The 17,535-nt window shown below is 47.9% G+C and carries 16 protein-coding genes; 8 read left to right on the plus strand and 8 right to left on the minus strand.

Annotated features, from left to right (window positions below):
* The first annotated feature begins 323 nt into the window (after window positions 1–323).
* On the plus strand, window positions 324–539 hold the full coding sequence (locus tag HAL07_RS07975) for a hypothetical protein (protein ID WP_156242823.1): 216 nt from the start codon (window positions 324–326) through the stop codon (window positions 537–539).
* A gap of 225 nt (window positions 540–764) precedes the next feature.
* Here HAL07_RS07975 and HAL07_RS06550 read toward each other — a convergent pair whose 3' ends face one another.
* From HAL07_RS06550 to accB, 3 genes are read right to left on the minus strand one after another with little or no spacing between them, the layout of a single operon-like run.
* The gene (locus tag HAL07_RS06550) at window positions 765–1,913 is read right to left on the minus strand and encodes a pyridoxal phosphate-dependent aminotransferase (RefSeq protein WP_053941085.1); all 1,149 of its coding nucleotides are present in this window, start codon (window positions 1,911–1,913) and stop codon (window positions 765–767) included.
* A gap of 11 nt (window positions 1,914–1,924) precedes the next feature.
* The gene (locus HAL07_RS06555; protein ID WP_053941084.1) at window positions 1,925–3,271 is read right to left on the minus strand and encodes an acetyl-CoA carboxylase biotin carboxylase subunit; all 1,347 of its coding nucleotides are present in this window, start codon (window positions 3,269–3,271) and stop codon (window positions 1,925–1,927) included.
* 8 nt (window positions 3,272–3,279) lie between these two features.
* A complete protein-coding gene (gene accB / locus HAL07_RS06560) occupies window positions 3,280–3,744 on the minus strand; it encodes an acetyl-CoA carboxylase biotin carboxyl carrier protein (RefSeq protein ID WP_053941083.1) in 465 nt (154 codons plus the stop codon).
* A 115-nt stretch (window positions 3,745–3,859) separates the two neighbouring features.
* Here accB and aspA point away from each other — a divergent pair, with 115 nt between their 5' ends.
* The 7 genes from aspA to HAL07_RS06595 all read left to right on the plus strand — a co-directional run bounded on the left by aspA (window position 3,860) and on the right by HAL07_RS06595 (window position 12,347).
* Window positions 3,860–5,272 (plus strand): aspartate ammonia-lyase, encoded by a 1,413-nt coding sequence (gene aspA, locus HAL07_RS06565; protein WP_053942027.1) that lies wholly within the window; start codon window positions 3,860–3,862, stop codon window positions 5,270–5,272.
* 4 nt (window positions 5,273–5,276) lie between these two features.
* Window positions 5,277–6,518, plus strand: coding sequence for a type 1 periplasmic-binding domain-containing protein (locus HAL07_RS06570; protein WP_238374501.1), 1,242 nt, complete (start codon window positions 5,277–5,279; stop codon window positions 6,516–6,518).
* An 8-nt stretch (window positions 6,519–6,526) separates the two neighbouring features.
* Entirely contained in the window at window positions 6,527–7,168 is a 642-nt protein-coding gene (gene thyX / locus HAL07_RS06575; protein ID WP_053945512.1) for an FAD-dependent thymidylate synthase, read from the plus strand.
* The gene (locus tag HAL07_RS06580) at window positions 7,146–9,674 is read left to right on the plus strand and encodes a DNA polymerase (RefSeq protein WP_053945513.1); all 2,529 of its coding nucleotides are present in this window, start codon (window positions 7,146–7,148) and stop codon (window positions 9,672–9,674) included. The genes thyX and HAL07_RS06580 overlap by 23 nt, the downstream gene beginning before the upstream one ends.
* A 74-nt stretch (window positions 9,675–9,748) precedes the next feature.
* The gene (locus HAL07_RS06585) at window positions 9,749–10,252 is read left to right on the plus strand and encodes a Rieske 2Fe-2S domain-containing protein (RefSeq protein WP_053945514.1); all 504 of its coding nucleotides are present in this window, start codon (window positions 9,749–9,751) and stop codon (window positions 10,250–10,252) included.
* 9 nt (window positions 10,253–10,261) lie between these two features.
* Window positions 10,262–11,488 (plus strand): cytochrome b, encoded by a 1,227-nt coding sequence (locus tag HAL07_RS06590; protein WP_053941078.1) that lies wholly within the window; start codon window positions 10,262–10,264, stop codon window positions 11,486–11,488.
* 1 nt (window position 11,489) lies between these two features.
* Window positions 11,490–12,347, plus strand: coding sequence for a c-type cytochrome (locus HAL07_RS06595; RefSeq protein WP_053945515.1), 858 nt, complete (start codon window positions 11,490–11,492; stop codon window positions 12,345–12,347).
* Between the two features lie 3 nt (window positions 12,348–12,350).
* Here HAL07_RS06595 and thrC read toward each other — a convergent pair whose 3' ends face one another.
* Genes thrC through hypA form a run of 5 tightly spaced genes read right to left on the minus strand, consistent with a single transcriptional unit; the run spans window position 12,351 to window position 17,535 of the window.
* Entirely contained in the window at window positions 12,351–13,781 is a 1,431-nt protein-coding gene (gene thrC / locus HAL07_RS06600) for a threonine synthase (RefSeq protein ID WP_053945516.1), read from the minus strand.
* A gap of 3 nt (window positions 13,782–13,784) precedes the next feature.
* Window positions 13,785–15,497 (minus strand): MBL fold metallo-hydrolase, encoded by a 1,713-nt coding sequence (locus HAL07_RS06605; RefSeq protein ID WP_053945517.1) that lies wholly within the window; start codon window positions 15,495–15,497, stop codon window positions 13,785–13,787.
* Window positions 15,498–15,539: 42 nt separating this feature from the next.
* Entirely contained in the window at window positions 15,540–16,610 is a 1,071-nt protein-coding gene (gene lpxB / locus HAL07_RS06610) for a lipid-A-disaccharide synthase (protein WP_053945518.1), read from the minus strand.
* Window positions 16,607–17,191, minus strand: a complete 585-nt coding sequence (gene mua / locus HAL07_RS06615) for a nickel-binding protein Mua (RefSeq protein WP_231624711.1) — start codon at window positions 17,189–17,191, stop codon at window positions 16,607–16,609. Before mua ends, lpxB begins: the two co-directional genes overlap by 4 nt.
* Window positions 17,188–17,535, minus strand: coding sequence for a hydrogenase/urease nickel incorporation protein HypA (gene hypA, locus HAL07_RS06620; protein WP_053941073.1), 348 nt, complete (start codon window positions 17,533–17,535; stop codon window positions 17,188–17,190). The genes mua and hypA overlap by 4 nt, the downstream gene beginning before the upstream one ends.

Here is a 17,535-nt window from a genome sequence, read left to right on the forward strand (position 1 = left end):
GATCGAAAATATGGCTAAAAATGGGTGTGATTGTCCAGCTCGATCCTTTGAGACGACCTGTTGCCAAGGATTTATCTGCACACATTGGTCTCTTGCGCTCGGTGTCTACTCAAGATCTAGCAACAAGAACTCTCTTCCCTAGAAACTCTGCGTCTGCGCCGCGGCGCGCGTTTTGTTTAAAGTAGGCTCAAGGCTCTCTTGCTTAGGTGTTAAGGATGTTTAAAAATTTCCTTTTCTCTCATTAAATTTTTGTTAGAATAGCCCTTATCTTTGATTTATAGGTTTTACTGTGGGACAAAATTTGCTTTACACGTAAAGACATTTTGGGCGAGGGTTTTGTTAATGGTCCTGAGCTTAAACAAAAGGCAGGGATTTATATTTGGTTGGGTTATGACTGGCAAACCCCTATTTTTATTTACGCATTGGGTGCGCCAACAGCCCCTACACCCCTGAAAATTGTGTGGCTTTTAGAAAATTATTTAACATTTTTAAGAATGGCGAGTATAACACCAAACACAACAACGAATATTCCAACTTAAAGCAACTCCAAGAAAATTTTATCTACGACTTTGTAAAGTTGGTTAAAGCGTTTAACGCAGTGCCAAAAGAGGATTTTTTACTCAAGGATAGTTAGAAAAGTAGGGCATGTCCACTCCAATACCACTAAATTTATGCGCGCAAACTAGGCGATCTTTAACATTTAAGAAAGGATGCAATGCAACCTAAGCTGGGCGCTCATTGCCTCAGAAGCTGGGCCCGCACATTCAAGCCATGAATTTTTTTAAGCGCACAATGCCCGCTTTGATTTGCTCGAGCGAACAGGCATAAGACATGCGCACAAAGCCTTCGACCCCAAAGGCAACGCCGGGCACCAAGGCCACCCCTTGTTCTTCTAAGAGTTTTTGGCAAAATTGCATAGAGTTTTGCTCGGGGATTTGTATCCACAAATAAAACGCCCCCTGTGGCTTTAAAGCACTAAGCCCGGGGATTTCATTAAGTGCAGCACAAGCCACATCCCGGCGTTCTTTAAAAGCTAGGCGCATGGTTTCAATGTCTTGATTGGCGCAACCTTGTAGAGCGGCTAGTGCAGCCTTTTGGGCGATTGAGTTAATGTTAGAAGTGCTGTGGCTTTGCAAGGCGAGCATGTGTTTAAGCAAGGTTTTATCTTTAGTGCCCAAGTAGCCCACGCGCCAGCCCGTCATGCTCACCGCCTTGCTTAAGCCATTGATCGTGATGGTGCGCTCCAATTGCCCCTTTAGCGCGCCAAAGGAAAACATAGAGCCCTCGTAGATCAATTTTTCATAAATTTCATCGCTTAAGACCCAAACTTGGGTGTCTTTCAGCACTTCCCCTAGGGCCTGTAATTCCTCTTTAGTGTAGATCATGCCTGTGGGGTTGGAGGGGCTGGTTAGAACAAGTATTTTAGTCTTGGGGGTTAGGGCTTCTTGCAGTTGCTTAGGGGTGATTTTAAACTCTGTGGCAGCACTCGTGGGCAAAAAGACATTTTTACCCCCACTATAAGTAACCAATTCGGGGTAACTCACCCAATAGGGGGCGGGGATGATCACCTCATCGCCGGGATTGATGAGCGCTTGAAAGGCGTTGAACAGGCATTGTTTCGCCCCATTGCTTGCCATGATTTCATCGGCCCCGTAGTTCAAGCCATTTTCGTGTTGGAATTTATGGGCGATGGCTTGCAACAACTCAGGGATACCCTTTACAGCCGTGTATTTGCTAAAACCCGTATCAATGGCTGCCTTAGCCGCTTCTTTCACGCAGGGGGGGGTGTCAAAGTCTGGCTCGCCTGCGCTAAAGCTTAAAATGTCTTTGCCCTGCGCTTTCAACTCTTGCGCCAGTGTGGTGATGGCGATGGTTTGTGAGGGGGCGATGCCTTTAATTTTATCTGCGTACATGAAGACTCCTCCTATTGGTTTTGGGTTTCTAAATACTTGGTGTGGATTTTATTGCGTCTAAAATCGGGGTTATCCAGCATCTCTAGGTGAAAATCCTTAGTCGTTTTGATCCCCTCGACAAAAAACTCCCTTAAAGCCCGCTTCATTTTGGCAATGGCTTGATCTCTAGTTGGGGCATGGACAATCAATTTACCGATCATCGAATCGTAATGGGGCGGCACATTGTAGCCGGCATAAACATGCGTGTCAAAGCGCACACCCATCCCCCCGGGGACAATCCACGAGGTGATCTTGCCCGCACTTGGGGTGAAGGTCTTGGGGTCTTCGGCTGTGATGCGACACTCTATGGCGTGCCCTTGGCAGTTGATCGCCTCTTGAGAAAGGAGTTTCTCGCCCTGTGCGATTTTAATCATCCACTCCACCAAGTCTAAACCACTCACCATTTCGCTCACCGTGTGCTCCACTTGCAAGCGGGTGTTCATCTCCATGAAGTAAAAATCTTGTCCATTGGTGTCTAATAAAAACTCAAAAGTCCCCGCCCCCACATAGCCGATGTGCTTGGCCGCACTAATGGCGGTTTTCAGCAATCTTTGGCGCACTTCCTCTTTGAGCACAAGAGCGGGGGTCTCCTCGATGAGTTTTTGCTGGCGGCGCTGGGTGGAGCAATCTCGCTCGCCCACATGCACGACATTGCCATGTTTGTCGGCTAAAATTTGCACCTCGATGTGCTTGGGGTTTTTAATAAATTTCTCAATATAGACGCTCCCATCCCCAAAAGCACTTAAAGCTTCTGTTTCAGCGGCCAAGTAGAGGTTTTTAAGCGCGCTGGCTTTCTCCACCACACGCATGCCCCGCCCGCCCCCGCCATTGGCTGCCTTAATGATGATGGGGAAACCGATGCGCTCGGCCACTTCTAAGGCCTCCTCATAACTCTTTAAAATCCCATCAGACCCCTCAATTACTGGCACGCCCGCCTCTTTCATAAAGGCTTTGGCCTTGGATTTGTCCCCCATCAACGCCATCACTTCTGCGCTAGGCCCGATGAATTCAAACCCGTGGTGGGTGCAAATCTCCACAAAATTTTGGTTTTCGCTCAAAAACCCATACCCCGGGAAAATCGCATCGGCTTCAAAAAGCTCGGCCGCACTGATGATCGCCGGGATGTTTAAATAACTCTCTGCCGACTTGGGCCCGCCCACGCACACCTTAGCATCGGCGGTATTGAGGTAGTGCGCGTCTTTATCAGCACTGGAATAAATGGCGATGGATTGCTTGCCCATCTGGGCGATGGTTTGGATGGCCCTTAAGACGATCTCCCCCCGATTGGCGATCAAAATGCGCTGAATCTCTTTTTGCATGCCATGTCCTAGAGTTTTTGAATTTTGACAAGCTGCGTGCCGTACTCCACAGCAGTCGCATCATCCACTTCAATGGCTAAAATCTTGCAATCGCACTCGGCTTCGATCTCGTTCATGATTTTCATGGCCTCGACAATGCCGATCACTTGGCCCTTTTTAATGGTGTCGCCCACTTGGACATAGGGGCTGGCAGTGGGGCTTGGGCGGTGGTAGAAAGTGCCCACCATAGGAGATAAAATATAATCCTCTTTAGTTTGTTGCCCTGCACTGGTGGTTGCGGCCGTGGCGTTGATGGCGCAGGCATTGGCTGTGGGGGTTTGCAGGGGAACAAGCGGGGCGGCCTCAGCTACAACGACATTCCTCTTGCCCGACTTGTCTAGCACCAATTCCACGCTTTCCATTTTGAGCTTAAAATAATTGATTTGGCTTTTATCAAAACTGGCCATCAGCTCCTGAATGTCGCTCACATGCATCAATGATCCTTAAATAATAAATTGGCTTACTTTAGGGTTATGATAACATGATTTAGGGCTAATATTAATTTTAAGTGGGTAGAATGACCCTTTATTCTGACTAAAGGAGAGTTTCATGGCAACCAGACGAGAGCACGATTTTATTGGCGAGATGGAGATTGAAGACGACCTATACTATGGCATCCAAACCATGCGCGCCGTGGAGAACTTCAACATCACGCACGATCGCCTCCGCAATTACCCCGTTTTCATCCGTTCCTTTGCCCAAGTCAAAAAGGCGGCAGCGCTTGCCAATGCCGAGTTGGGACTCATTGATGTGAAAATCAAGGATGCGATTTGCCACGCCTGCGATAAAATCATCGAGGGCGAGTATTTGGATCAATTCGTGGTGGATATGATCCAAGGCGGGGCAGGCACGAGTACAAACATGAATGTCAATGAAGTGATCGCCAACTTGGCCCTAGAGTTTTTAGGCCATAAAAAGGGAGAGTACCAATACTGCCACCCCAACGACCATGTCAATCGCTCGCAATCCACCAACGATGCCTACCCCTCCGCTTTAAAAATCGCCATTTACGAGAGGCTAGACAAACTCACCCAAACCCTCAAAGTCTTAAAAGACGCGTTTGCTGTGAAGGCCAAAGAGTTTTCCCACATCCTTAAAATGGGGCGCACCCAGCTACAAGACGCCGTGCCCATGACTTTAGGCCAAGAGTTTGAAACCTTTATGTGCATGGTAGAAAAAGACATCCAGCATGTCCTAGATGCGCGCAACTGGACTAGAGTGCTGAATTTAGGTGGCACAGCCATTGGTACAGGCATCAACTCCCACCCCGATTATAAAGGCATTGTAGAGAAAAAAATCCAAGAAGTGACGGGCCGCCCCTTCACCATCGCGCAAAACCTCATTGAAGCCAGCCAAAGCACCGGGGCCTATGTGCAAGTGAGCGGGGCGCTTAAAAGGGTGTCTATTAAACTTTCTAAAATCTGTAATGACTTGCGCTTGTTAAGCTCAGGCCCTAGAGCAGGTTTAAATGAGATTAACTTGCCCAAAATGCAACCGGGCAGCTCGATCATGCCCGGCAAGGTCAATCCCGTGATTCCTGAGGTGGTCAATCAAGTGTGTTTCTCTGTGATTGGCAACGACCTTTCAGTGGCGATGGCGGCTGAGGGCGGGCAGTTGCAATTAAATGTCTTTGAGCCCGTGATCGCTTATAAACTCTTCCATTCCTTTTTAATGCTCGATCGGGCGATCCACACTCTGGTCGATAAGTGCATTTTAGGCATCACCGCTAATGAAAAGATTTGCCAAGATTATGTGTTTAACAGCATCGGCATCGTGACAGCCCTTAACCCGCACATCGGGTATGAAAAATCCGCTTCCATCGCCAAAGAAGCCCTAGAAACGGGTAAATCCATCCAAGCAATCGTATTAGAACGCAAGCTTTTAACCCAAGAACAACTAGACGAGATTTTCCAACCAGCCAACATGTTAAGCCCCCATGTCTTTAAAAAGCACAAAGATTAGGCCTTTGGGGCTGTTCTTAAGCCTTGTGCTCTTAGGCTCACTAGGGGCTAAGGTGCGCCCTCGCCTGCTCTCACCCATCCCGCCCGCCCGCCAGATTGTCATTAATCTAGACCCTTGCAGCCCCGAGTGCTTGCATCAACTTTATGCCAGCGGGCAAATCTTCTCTTTTATGGCGCGCTATGTGGCCGACACACAGGATGCACAGCTGCAAGACAATTACACCATCATCGATGATTTGCTAAACCCCACCCTAAGCGCACAAAAACCAAAAGAGGAGGACGCACAAAACCAAGCAGAGGTCTATAAGGTGGCCCTCTTGGTGCCTAAAAGTGTCGTGGGGCGCTATGCCGACACTTCCACAAATGCCCTTTTATCGTATTTGGTGCTCAAAAACCACAATTTCACGCTCAAAGTTTTTGACAGCCAAAAAGAAGACCCAGACGACCTCAAAAAGACTTACCAAAGCATTGTCCAAGAGGGCTTTCCCTTTGTCATCGCCCTTTTAACCCAAGAGGGAGTACAAAATTTGTGCGCCAAAACCCCCTTAACTTTGCCAACCATCGTCCCCACGGTGAATAAACACCAGCTAGAAAAGCGCATGGACTTGCCCTCCACGCTCATTTTTGGGGGGATCGACTTTCCTAAACAAGTGGCGATGCTTTTAGAATTTAGCCAGCACAGGCCCCTAGTGGTCTATAATGACGACAGCTTTAGAGGTGAAATGCTTGCTAAAAGTCTAAAAGACTTGGGGGCAAATGTCGCCTATGAGGACACCATCACCTTTAAAAAGGCGAGCGCCTTTGGTAGAGAGATCAACAAACAACGCCGTTACTTGAAAAATGGTGTGGTGCTTTTCAACACCTCCATTGTCAAAACGGGCATGCTCTTAAGCCAAATAGGCACGCTCTCTAGTCGTGAGCGCCCCCAAATGTTGCTCTCTTCGCAAATCAACTTCAATTTATCCATGTTCATGCTCACCCAACCGCAAGATCGCCAAAACCTCTACATCACCAACGCCCTAGAGGAGTTAAGCCCTTATTTGAGCCAGACAGCTACTTTGTTAAGCAGCGATTTAAAACACGATTGGGTGGGTTATGCGAGTGTAGATTGTTTGGAGCACATGCTGACTCGCTTTTACCCCCACTTGCAACGCTATTTTAAAGAACCTTTGCAAGACCAGCAAATCCTTTACACCAACACCCTTTACACGCCTAAATATCTAGGCTTTGCCCCCTATCCAAACTAAGGTTGCCCATGCAAGTGCTTTTAAAACATGCCACCCCCCTTTCTTGTTGCTACGAAGCCATCCGCACCTGTTACCAGAGCTTTGGCTATAGCGACAATGGGGGGCGCAAAGATTTAGAGCTCATCGATCGGGTGGCGAACAAATACCGCCACAATTCCACTTTAGAACACCTGTTTTATAACTTCGACATACAAGGCATTAGCCGCGCGTGTTTGCAAGAATTAGCCCGCCATCGCATGGCCAGCTTTTCTGTCAAATCTAGCCGCTACACTTTAAGAGAACTTAAAAGAGAAGAGAGCTTTTTGCCCCTAGAGGCCAAGAATTTAGAGCGGGCACAAAAGTTTTTGGTTTTTACAGGCATAGAGGCGGTGGATAGAGCCAGCGTGCATGCCCTAGAGAATTTACGCACTTTAATTGTGCAAAACATTAAAAACGATCACGCCAAGTTTGCCATGCCAGAGAGCTACAAGACGAGTCTAGCCTTTAGCCTAAACGCCCGCAGTTTGCAAAACTTTTTGAGCTTACGCACCGACAGCAAGGCTCTTTGGGAAATCCGCGCTTTAGCCCTAAAGATTTACGAAGCCCTGCCCGAAGAACACCGCTACTTATTCACCCATTGCATCCAAAATGAAAACCCTACACCTTGTTGATACTTTTAGCCTGCTCTTTAAGTTTTACTACCCCTTAAGGGAGTTACACACTTCAAAAGGCTTTAACACGGCGTGGCTGGGTGCCTTTGCCAAAATCGTGCAGCGGCTTTACAGCTTGAAAGCCGATGGGCTCGTTTTTGCCCTAGAGAGCGGCAGCAACCATAGAAAAAACCTGCACCAAGATTATAAAGCCAACCGCCAAGCCCCCCCCAACCTGGACGAACAACTCCCCATTATTTTTGAGTGGATCCGGCGCATGGGGCTTTGCGCTTTGAGTGTAGCCGGCTATGAAAGCGATGATGTCATCGCCAGCCTGTGTAGCCACTTTAGCGCGCCACGCACACGCATTTTCAGCGCAGATAAAGATTTTTTCCAGCTTGTAAGCGAGCGGGTGGTGTTGTTTGATCTAAGTACGCAGAGCGAAAGGGGTGTAGCTTTTTGCCTAGAAAAATACAAGATACACCCCAAACAATTTAGAGATTATCAGGGCTTGGTGGGCGATAGCTCTGATGGCTACAAGGGGGTTAGGGGCATTGGGGCTGTGGGGGCGGCTAGACTCTTGCAAGAGTTTAACGACCTAGAGACTCTTTATGCTAACTTAGACAAACTCCCGTCTAAATTACAGACCGCCTTAAAAGTCGACAAAGAACAAGCCTTTTTAAGCCGCCATTTAGCCACGCTTAAAAGCGATTTAAAACTAAACTTTAAAACCCCGCCTAACTTCCCACAAGAAAATCCCCTCTTAAAAATACAAGACGCTTTGGCTGAGTTTGAAATGTTTAGCCTTTTAAAGCAAATCCAGCCCAAAGTCAGTTTAAAGCCCTTAAGCGTGCCCTTAAACGCCACCCAAGAGGTTTTAGACAAACTCAGTAAAAGCCCCCCTTGTGTGGTGCAAGCGTTTAAAGCTAAAGAGGGGGTGTTGCTTGGCGTGTTGCCCTTAAAAGGGGAGTTTATGGCGCTACTTTTAAACGACCTGCTTGCCCCCGCCTTAGTGCAACAACTCTACACCTGCCAACTCATCGGCTACAACTTAAAGGAAATGTTTAGCCTTTTGGGGGGGTTTGACAAGCCTAGTGGTGTGGATTTTGAGGACATTGGCTTATTGGCGTGGCTAAATGATTGCTATTTAGACAATTCTTTAAGTGCGCTTGCTCTTAGCTTGCGCCTAGAGACCCCAGCCCCCCTAGAGGGCAACTTAACGCAAATCGCCTCTGCCATGCGCTACAACGCCCCGCTCATTTTAAAGGCTTATAGGCATTACAAAGAGAATTTAAGCCCCGCTTTGTGGGATTTAGCCCATAATTTAGAATACCCCCTATTAAAACTTTTATGCGCAATGCAAGGGCATGGGTTTTTATTGGATTTGGCGTATTTGCAAGGCTTAGACACTGAATTTCAACAGACCCTATTAGACTTAGAAAAGCGCATACAAGTGCAAGCCCACACAGACATCAACCCTAACTCGGCCAAACAATGGGCGCAATTTCTTTACACCCATTTAGAGCTAGAGGGCAAGCACGCCACAAAGATTAAAACCGGGCTATCTACAAACGAAATGAGCCTAAAGGCCTTGCAAGAAGCCTATGCAGGGCAGAGCATTAAGGGCGTTGAGGTGTCTGGCTTACTTGCCACTCTCTTAGAATATAGAGAACTTTTTAAACTCCAAAGCACCTATGTGAGGCCCCTATTAGAGCGCCAAATTCAAGGCAAAATCCACACCCTTTTTCACCAAACCACCACCGCCTCCTCGAGGTTAAGCTCGAGCAAGCCCAATTTACAAAACATCCCCATGCGCACGCCCCTAGGGCAACAAATCGCCCGCGCTTTCATTGCCCCAAAGGGTCATCTCTTACTAGGGCTGGACTACTCGCAGATGGAGCTTAGACTATTGGCACACTTTAGCGGGGATACAAATTTAATCAACGCCTTTAAACAACAACAAGACATCCACACCAACACCGCCCTAGCCCTTTTTAACGACCCCACACAAAGGCCTTTGGCTAAGGCGATTAATTTTGGGCTCATTTATGGCATGGGGGCTAACCGCCTCGCCACCACGCTCAATATCAGCCTCAAGGAAGCCAAGGCGCACATACAGCGTTATTTTCAAGCCTTCCCCACGATCAAGGATTTTTTAAATCAGCTCAAAGAGCAGATTTTACAAGAGGGGCGGGTGCAAACTTTGCTAGGGCATGTGCGCCCGTTTGGCTTTAGTGGAGCCAGCCCTAAACTTGTCGCCGATTATTTGCGCGAGGGAGCAAACACCCTATTTCAGGGAAGCGCGAGCGATTTAATGAAACTTGCCATGCTTGCTATAGTAAAGCACTTTCCCACGCTTAAAATGTTGGTACAAGTACATGACGAGCTCATCTTAGAAGTGCCGCAAGCGCAAGCTTCAAACCTAGCCAAAGAGCTCACAGCTTTGATGCAAAACATCTACCCGCTAAAAGTCCCCCTAGAGTGTCATGTGCGTTTGGCACAAAATTGGGCGGATTTAAAGGCTTAACCCCCTAGCCTACACGCAATATTAAGTTTCGCATTGTAAAATGCATGTTTTGTAAAAATGCTAGAGGAGCGATGATGGCTGAGATCAATCGGCGTGATTTTTTGAGCATGGCACTTGCAGGCGTGGCGGGGGCGGGCGCACTTGCCGGGCTGGTCGCCATGAAAAAAACATGGGACCCCTTGCCTAGCGTGGTGTCGGCGGGCTTTACAACCGTGGATGTGTCCAACATGAAAGACGGGGAGTTTAGCAGTGTGGCGTGGCGGGGCAAGCCGGTTTATATCATCCGAAAGAAAGCGGGCATGGGCTTTGATGCCAAACGGGATTTTAAGATCAACGACGGAGTTTTTACCGTGGGGGTGCAAATTTGCACGCACCTAGGCTGTATCCCTAATTTTGAGTCCATTGACAAGGGCTTTTTATGCCCCTGCCATGGCGGGCGTTTTACAAGCGATGGCGTGAATATCGCAGGCACACCGCCCCCTCGCCCCTTTGAAATCCCCCCCTTTAAATTAGAGGGCAGTAAAATCACCTTTGGGGCAGTCGGGCAAGAATACCAAGCAATGATGAAGCAGGCGTAAGGATCACACATGGCGGAGATAAAAAAAGCAGAGGGCGTTGTGGATTGGTTGGATCAGAGACTTGGGATCAAAAAACTCACCAAAGTTTTGATGACCGAGTATTGGATTCCTAAAAATATTAATTTTTTATGGGCGATGGGGGTGGTCTTACTCACCCTCTTTACCGCCCTTGTGGTTTCGGGCATTTTCCTATTGATGTATTACAAGCCCGATGCCAAGTTGGCTTACGACAGCGTGAATTTTACCATCATGCAAGAGGTCGCCTTTGGCTGGCTGTGGCGGCACATCCACGCCACAGCCGCGAGCATGATTTTTGTCATCATCTACATCCACATGTTCGTGGCGATTTACTATGGCTCTTATAAAAGAGGGCGGGAGATGATTTGGATCAGCGGGATGCTCTTATTTGTGATCTTTAGCGCTGAGGCGTTTAGCGGCTATATGCTCCCTTGGGGACAAATGAGCTATTGGGCGGCTTCAGTGATCACAGGGCTCTTTGGCAAAATCCCCGTCATCGGCCCCGATCTTTTAATGTGGATTCGGGGCAACTATGTCGTGGCGGATGCGACCTTAACCCGCTTTTTTATGTTGCATGTGTTTTTACTGCCTGTCGTCATCATTATGATTATAGGCATGCACTTTTATTCGCTGCGAATCCCGCATGTCAATAACCAAGAGGGTGAAGTCTTAGACTTTGAGGCGGAGGCGAAAAGATACAAAGAGGGGCATAAAAAAGAATCCAAAGTGATTCCCTTTTGGCCCGTGTTCTTGTCTAAAGACATTTTCGTGGTGTGCGCCTTCATGGTGTTTTTCTTTTACTTGGTGTGCTACCACTACGAATTTGCGATGGACCCCATCAACTTCGAGCGCGCCAACAGCCTAAAAACCCCCACACACATTTACCCCGAGTGGTATTTCTTGTGGAGCTATGAAGTATTGCGGGGCTTCTTCTTCAATGGCAATTTAGGGCTCGTGGTCTTTGGCATCGCGCAGATCATCTTTTTCTTATTGCCCCTCTTGGACAATAGCCCCGTGGTCAAACCCGCCCACCAGCGCAAAGCCTTTCAGGTGTGGTTTTGGCTCTTAGTGGTGGATATGGTGGTGCTCACCATCTATGGTAAGCTCCCGCCTGTGGGCAATAATAAATATGTGGGCTTGGTGGCCTCACTCATTTTCTTAACCCTTTTCTTTGTCATCCTACCCCTCATCAGTCGGGCTGAAAAGAAAGGAGCTTAAGGTGAAAGAATTAAAAATTTTAGCGATCTTGATCATTGTCATCGGGGCACTTTACTATGGGGTAGAACCCTATGCCCACTCCATTATGGAGCCAAAGACCGCGCCCGCCGACTTTGCTTTTAAAGATTTAAAGCCCATTGACTTAAGCAAGGGCGTGGCGAGCAAAGGTAAAGACTTGGTGGCACAAAATTGTGTGGCCTGCCATAGCCTTGAAAGCCAAAAAATTCCTGCTCCTATGGATCACGCCAGCGCCGGGGCAAGCTTTGGTGTAGTCCCCCCCGATCTCTCCCACATTGCTAGCGTGATCGATCTGCAATTCTTAGCCCACTTCATCAAAGACCCCACAAAGGCGGCAAAGCTTACGCATAAATACAAAGACGACCACCCCTATCCCATGCCCGCCTTCGCCCAATTTAGCGATCAGGATTTGGCAGACATTGTGGCCTACTTGGTTTCAATCGCGCCTAAGAAACTCAGCGATAAACAAGTCTTCGCCCAGGCCTGCCAACGCTGCCACGACATCAAATACGACAAACTCTACGCCATCACCGATCATAAAGACTTGCACCGCTACTTAGGCTCTAACGCCCCCGACTTGTCGATGATGATTCGCTCTTTGGGGCGTGAAAAACTAGAAGTGTTTATCAACGATCCACAAAAACTTTTACACGGGACAGCCATGCCCCGCGTAGGGTTGACCAAACAAGCGCAAGAGCAAGTGATCAGCTACCTAGAGCAAACGGGAGATAGCAAACGCCACCAACGGCACGCATTGGGGATTCAGATCATGATTTTCTTTGCCGTGATGACCCTTTTAGCCTACTTTTGGAAGCAAAAGGTGTGGCACGAAGTCCATTAGCCTTTAAGAGAGCCACGCTTTAATGTGGCTAGAAACCTCAGGGATTTTTAAAACCTCCGTGTGGATGGGGGGCTTTTTAAGCAAATCGGCCACAGAATCTGGGGGGACAATCCCCCTTTTAGCCAAAATCTCCAAGGCTTCTTTGTCGTCCATCGTGGGTTTGTTTTCCAAAGCCAAACAAGTGGTTTGGGGGAATTTAGCCCACGAAGCGGTGGAAACGATCACACTAGGCAAGGGGCTTTTTAGGCTTTCAAGGGCTTTAAAAGCGGTTGCTGTGTGTGGGTCAATGAGATAGTTAAAATCCTTATAGGTTTGTTTGATATAGTCCAAACATTCAGCATCGGTGCAACTCACCGCCTCAAAATGCGCTTGTAATTTTTCCAACTCGCCTTCTGTGAGCGTGTAGCGTTTGTGGGTGTCTAGACTTTGCATGCACTCTTTGGTGCGCTCGTGGCCAAAAAGTGCGTAAAGCAGGCGCTCCACATTAGAGCTTTTTAAAATGTCCATGGCCGGGGCGTAGGTCTTTTGCAAGCGTCTATGGTTGATGTCATACACCCCCGTGTTAAAAAACTCTTCAAGCACATCGTTAGCGTTAGACACAATGGCAATTTTTGCCACAGGCAAGCCCATTTCTTTAGCAAAAAACGCCCCTAAAGCGTTGCCAAAATTGCCGCTGGGCACGACAATCCTAATGGCCTCACCGCAACTGCTTTGTTGCAAGCGCACCCACTCTAAATACCCCCAAACATGGTAGATGATTTGAAACAGCACCCGCCCAAAATTCACAGAATTAGCCACCCCAATAGAACAGCCCTGCGCTCTAAGTTGGGCGTTAAACTCGGGGTCATTAAGGAGGTTTTTAAGCGTGCTTTGGGCATCGTCAAAATCCCCCTCAATGCCATAGACCTTTAAATTTGGCGCATCCATGGTCTGCATTTGCAAGGCTTGCACGAGACTTGTACCTTTAGACGGGTAGAGGCACACGACTTTGATGTTTTCTAGCCCGGCAAGGCTGGCTAAAGTTGCCGGACCCGTGTCCCCGCTAGTTGCCACTAAGATTAAAAACTGCTCTTGGCTATCCTTAGCTAAAGAAGCAAGCAGTGCGCCCAAAGGTTGCAATGCCATGTCCTTAAAAGCAAGGGTGGGGCCGTGGTAAAGCTCTTGCAGTGCTAAGTTGGGGTTTAAAATCCTTAGTGGAGCAATGGAGTTAAACGCATTGTAACGCTTTAAGGCACTTTGTAACATTGCCCCTTTTAAGCCTAACGCGGTGCAAATGTGCGTGGCCAGCTCTTGGTAGGTGGCATTGATCCACTTTTTAAAGTCGAGTTTGGGGATTTGCTTTAAAGTGTAAAGCCCGTGTGTGGGGCTGGCAGGCTTTAGCAAGGCTTGTATCAGGGGCTTGTCTTGCCCCCCTCTTGTGTCGGCTAAAAACATGGGTCATCCTTTAATCAGCTCAATGGCGTAGGGTTGGGGAGCGATGTATTGATGGCTAAAGTGGTGCCAAAAGTGGGCTTCATAGGCGTTGGGGCTGCGTTCCATGCGGCAGTGAAAGCCTCTTACCATTTCTTCGAAGGATAGGCAATTTGACACGATGCAGGCTAAAATCTCAGGGCGCACTTTTAAAACTAGGGTGCGGTAGCCCTCTTGTTGTTTGATGATGGTGCGCACGGGCACAATGCGAAAAGTTTGTGTGCCAAAATTGGCTTGCACAATGGGGGCGACCACCCGCTCAAAGGTTTCATTCATCGGCACAAAGGTCACGATTTGTTTTGCCTTGTAGCCTGAATCTTTTAAATATTCGATCAGCTCCGTAGGGTTGTAGGTGAATTTCTTGGTGTAAAAATCCACATAAGATTGGGGAGTTTCTTTTTTAAGAGTGTGTATGTCCTCGCGCCACTGGACCAAATCGTTTTCTTTAAACTCTAAGGTGAGGCTGTCTTCTGGGATCAACCATTTAGTGGGCTGTTTTCTGTGGCTGCGGCTGAAGGTTTCGCAAATTTGTTGCCCCTCTTTAAAGGAGTTTTTGAGATTTAGGGCTTTTATGGCGCCATCACGCTCTGCCTCTTGGTTGTAAGGCGTGGCTATGGGCATGACATAGGCGGGCTTGGTGGTTTCAATCAAAGTTTCTAATTGGCGTTTAAAGCCCTCCAAGTGGTTAGCGTGTAGGCGTTTTTGCGTGGCTTCATCGTAATTGTTGATGCAAAAGGGAAATCCTGAAGTCCCCCCGCTAAAGGCCGTACAAAGCAAGGTCAAATCGCTAGGTAAATTGAAAGAGTTTAAATAACCCCCATAGGCATTGACAATGACATCGTGTCCGGACAAACACAAATAAAGCCCGCTCTCCTCGGTGCCATCGGCTGGGGCAAACACGCTAAACTGGAAAAACGAGCCAAATTCGTAAATCTGTTGGAATTCTAGGGGATGGACATTTTTAAAACCCAAACTTTGTAGGCTTTTTTCCACACTCTTAGCGGCAAAATTAGGCACAATGAAGGGTTTTGTTTTCGATACAAAGGCGAGCGTTTGGGGGTGCAAACAGCTTGAGCGGTTAGAGGAGATGAAAATAAAATCGGCTTTCACGAGCAAATGCACGGCTTCTTTGCAACTGGCCTTTTCCAAATACCCACTTCCCAAAAAGCTAGGTCCTAAAAGCCACGGGTCGGTGATTAAACTCACCCCCCCCGCCTCAATGTACAAGCAGGCGTGGTTTAAGTAGCGGACTTTAAAATCTCCCTTAAAGCTGGATTGGTAGGGGTTGCTTAAGTCTATCGAAGTATCTACCACTAAAGAACGCCCCTCCACGCGGCACTTCAGGGGCTTTTTAGCGATGCCATTTTGGTAGGTCAAGCTTTCAATGTGTAGCGACCACTGGCAATAAGGGCAAGTGGCCAATCCTTTGTTGTGTTGGAGTTTGCCCCCGCAGTGGTTGCAAATCTGATCGATGATCCACTCGACTTCGGGCTTCTCCCCCATTTTGACATGCTTTTTCATCTTTACAATGAATTGCCCGATGTCATTAATCCCTTGTAACAACCCTCGCGCTGGCACAATTTGCGTGTTTTGAGAGGTTTCAAACAGCCCCACACGGCGTAATTTTTTTGGGGCATCAGCCGGGGCTGTCTTCGCGGGTTTTTTGGGGGCAATTGCCATAAGAACTCCTAATAGTTGCTAGAAAGAGGATTATACAAGAATTTAAAAGTTAAGGCCATGCTTAATCCACTCTGCTACAACCTGTGCGCTCCCGTGCTGCAAATACGCCCGAATTTTTTGCGACTCTTGTAAAAATTTCTCCCTATCTAGGGTGTTATAAAAATGCAAGAGTCTGGTGGCATTGAAGTCGTCTTGGATGATTTCAGGATGCAGCATGGTCTGCCCGCGCCCCGGGCTCTCGTTGTGCAGGGCATTGTAAAAAATATTGGCAAGCCCAATACAGGTTAAATGCACGAGATTTTTCGCGATGAAAAAATCTAGGGGGCGGGCTTTGTAAGCCAACACAAAGGGCGTGCCAATGAGTGCGGCCTCTAGGGTGGCTGTCCCACTACAAATAAACGCAAAAGAGGCTTCGTACAGACTTTTATGCGCATCAAAAGACACTTCAAAGAGTTTTAAATCCTTGCCATAAAGGGCGTTTAAATCTTGTCCTTGAAAGCTAGACGGCACAACCAACACCCGCTTGCCCCCGATTTTTTGCGCTACCTGCACAAAAATGGGGAAAATGCGCTCGATCTCTTGCTTGCGGCTGCCCGGCATGAACACCATGCTCTCGCCCCCCACCTTAGTTTTTTGGTGTTTGATTTCGTCTAAAAGCGGGTGCCCTACAAAGCGCGCCTTGTCTTTGTAGTAACTCAGCTCAAAGGGCAAAATGGCGGCGAGCTTGTCGCAATGGCGCTCGATGATCGGGGCTCTATATGCTTTCCACGCCCACACTTGGGGCAAAATATAATACAAAACGGGCTTGTTAGGGTGTGCTTTTTTAATGCGTTTAGCTAGGGGGATGTTAAAAGAAGAGGAGTCCATAAGAAGCACCAGATCGGCATCTTTGGCTAGGTGCGCCATCGCTTTTAGGGCCTTATAGAAAAAAAAGAGCCGCCCAAAGACCTCTTTAAAGCCCATCACAGAAAAATTTTTGGGCGATAAAAGGGGTTTGTCTTGGGGGTTAATGGGCTCATAAACGCCCAGCCACTCCACGCCAGGCAAGTGCAAGCGCAGGGCTTTTAAATGGATATTCGAGCTCACTTCTAAGGCACTGACTAGAATTTTCATTGCGACTCTTCTGGCTTGCTTTGTGCTTGTAATTTGTCTTGGGTTTGTCGATCCCTTAGCTCAATTTTAAGCGTGCTGTTTTCTAAATCTAGCCCAAATATTCGATCTTTGAGTACATGGTTTTCTCTTAGAAGGACGCGGTATTGCCGGTAAAGTTGGTCGCCAAAGTAGCGCTTGGCCGGGCGCGCCCTTGCGATAGAGCGATCTTTTAAATAGATCTCAACCACTTCAAGGGCTTGGGGCAAAGGTTCGTCAGAGCTTTGGGGGATGTCTGGTTTGTCTTTTTCTAGTTGGAGCAAGTCGCGCTTGATTTTGTGCGAGAGCAATTCTTGGCGGATTTCTTGGATTTCCTCCTCCTTGCTCTTTTGGCAGTCTTGCAATTCTTTGATTTGCTCCTTTGTCTGCATCACCTGCGCGCGCAAATCTCTTAGCACCGCGCGGGCGTTTTCAATCTCCTCTTCATAAGCTTGCAACTCCTCGTGAAATTTTTGCCGCTCCTCTTCAAAAAGTTGCACCACCTCCCAGCTTTCTTTCATTTCAGAAGCTTTTTTGATAAATTCCTCAAAAATCGCATCAATCACACCATCTCCAAAGACAGCAGTTGCATTTGTGTGCCTTTAACTATACGCACTTTTTGCGACCCACAATGCGCACACACGCCATATTCTAAATTAGGCGGGATGCAGGTTTTCGCGCAGTCTAAACACTCCAACTCGACCTTCTCATCCACGATCTCTAAAACGGCTTCCTTGCAGATGTCTAATTCGCCTTTAAAGGTTTCAAATGCGCTCACAAATAAATGTTTATCCATGCCAGCGCGCTCGCCAATGCTCACCACCACCCGCTCAATTTTTGTGGCGTTGTGTTTCTTGGCGTGCATCTCGCACAAATCCATGAGTGAAGAGACGACCGAATACTCGTGCAT

Source organism: Helicobacter ailurogastricus (assembly GCF_001282945.1).
Classification (GTDB): Bacteria; Campylobacterota; Campylobacteria; order Campylobacterales; family Helicobacteraceae; genus Helicobacter; species Helicobacter ailurogastricus.

Coding starts and splice junctions, on each gene's coding strand:
- thrC (WP_053945516.1), bottom strand. CDS start 13,781: ATGTTTTTAGCCGACACAAGAGGGGGGCAAGACAAGCCCCTGATACAA.
- HAL07_RS06590 (WP_053941078.1), top strand. CDS start 10,262: ATGGCGGAGATAAAAAAAGCAGAGGGCGTTGTGGATTGGTTGGATCAG.
- hypA (WP_053941073.1), bottom strand. CDS start 17,535: ATGCACGAGTATTCGGTCGTCTCTTCACTCATGGATTTGTGCGAGATG.
- accB (WP_053941083.1), bottom strand. CDS start 3,744: ATGCATGTGAGCGACATTCAGGAGCTGATGGCCAGTTTTGATAAAAGC.
- HAL07_RS06550 (WP_053941085.1), bottom strand. CDS start 1,913: ATGTACGCAGATAAAATTAAAGGCATCGCCCCCTCACAAACCATCGCC.
- thyX (WP_053945512.1), top strand. CDS start 6,527: ATGCAAGTGCTTTTAAAACATGCCACCCCCCTTTCTTGTTGCTACGAA.
- HAL07_RS06555 (WP_053941084.1), bottom strand. CDS start 3,271: ATGCAAAAAGAGATTCAGCGCATTTTGATCGCCAATCGGGGGGAGATC.
- HAL07_RS06605 (WP_053945517.1), bottom strand. CDS start 15,497: ATGGCAATTGCCCCCAAAAAACCCGCGAAGACAGCCCCGGCTGATGCC.
- HAL07_RS06580 (WP_053945513.1), top strand. CDS start 7,146: ATGAAAACCCTACACCTTGTTGATACTTTTAGCCTGCTCTTTAAGTTT.
- lpxB (WP_053945518.1), bottom strand. CDS start 16,610: ATGAAAATTCTAGTCAGTGCCTTAGAAGTGAGCTCGAATATCCATTTA.
- HAL07_RS06585 (WP_053945514.1), top strand. CDS start 9,749: ATGGCTGAGATCAATCGGCGTGATTTTTTGAGCATGGCACTTGCAGGC.
- aspA (WP_053942027.1), top strand. CDS start 3,860: ATGGCAACCAGACGAGAGCACGATTTTATTGGCGAGATGGAGATTGAA.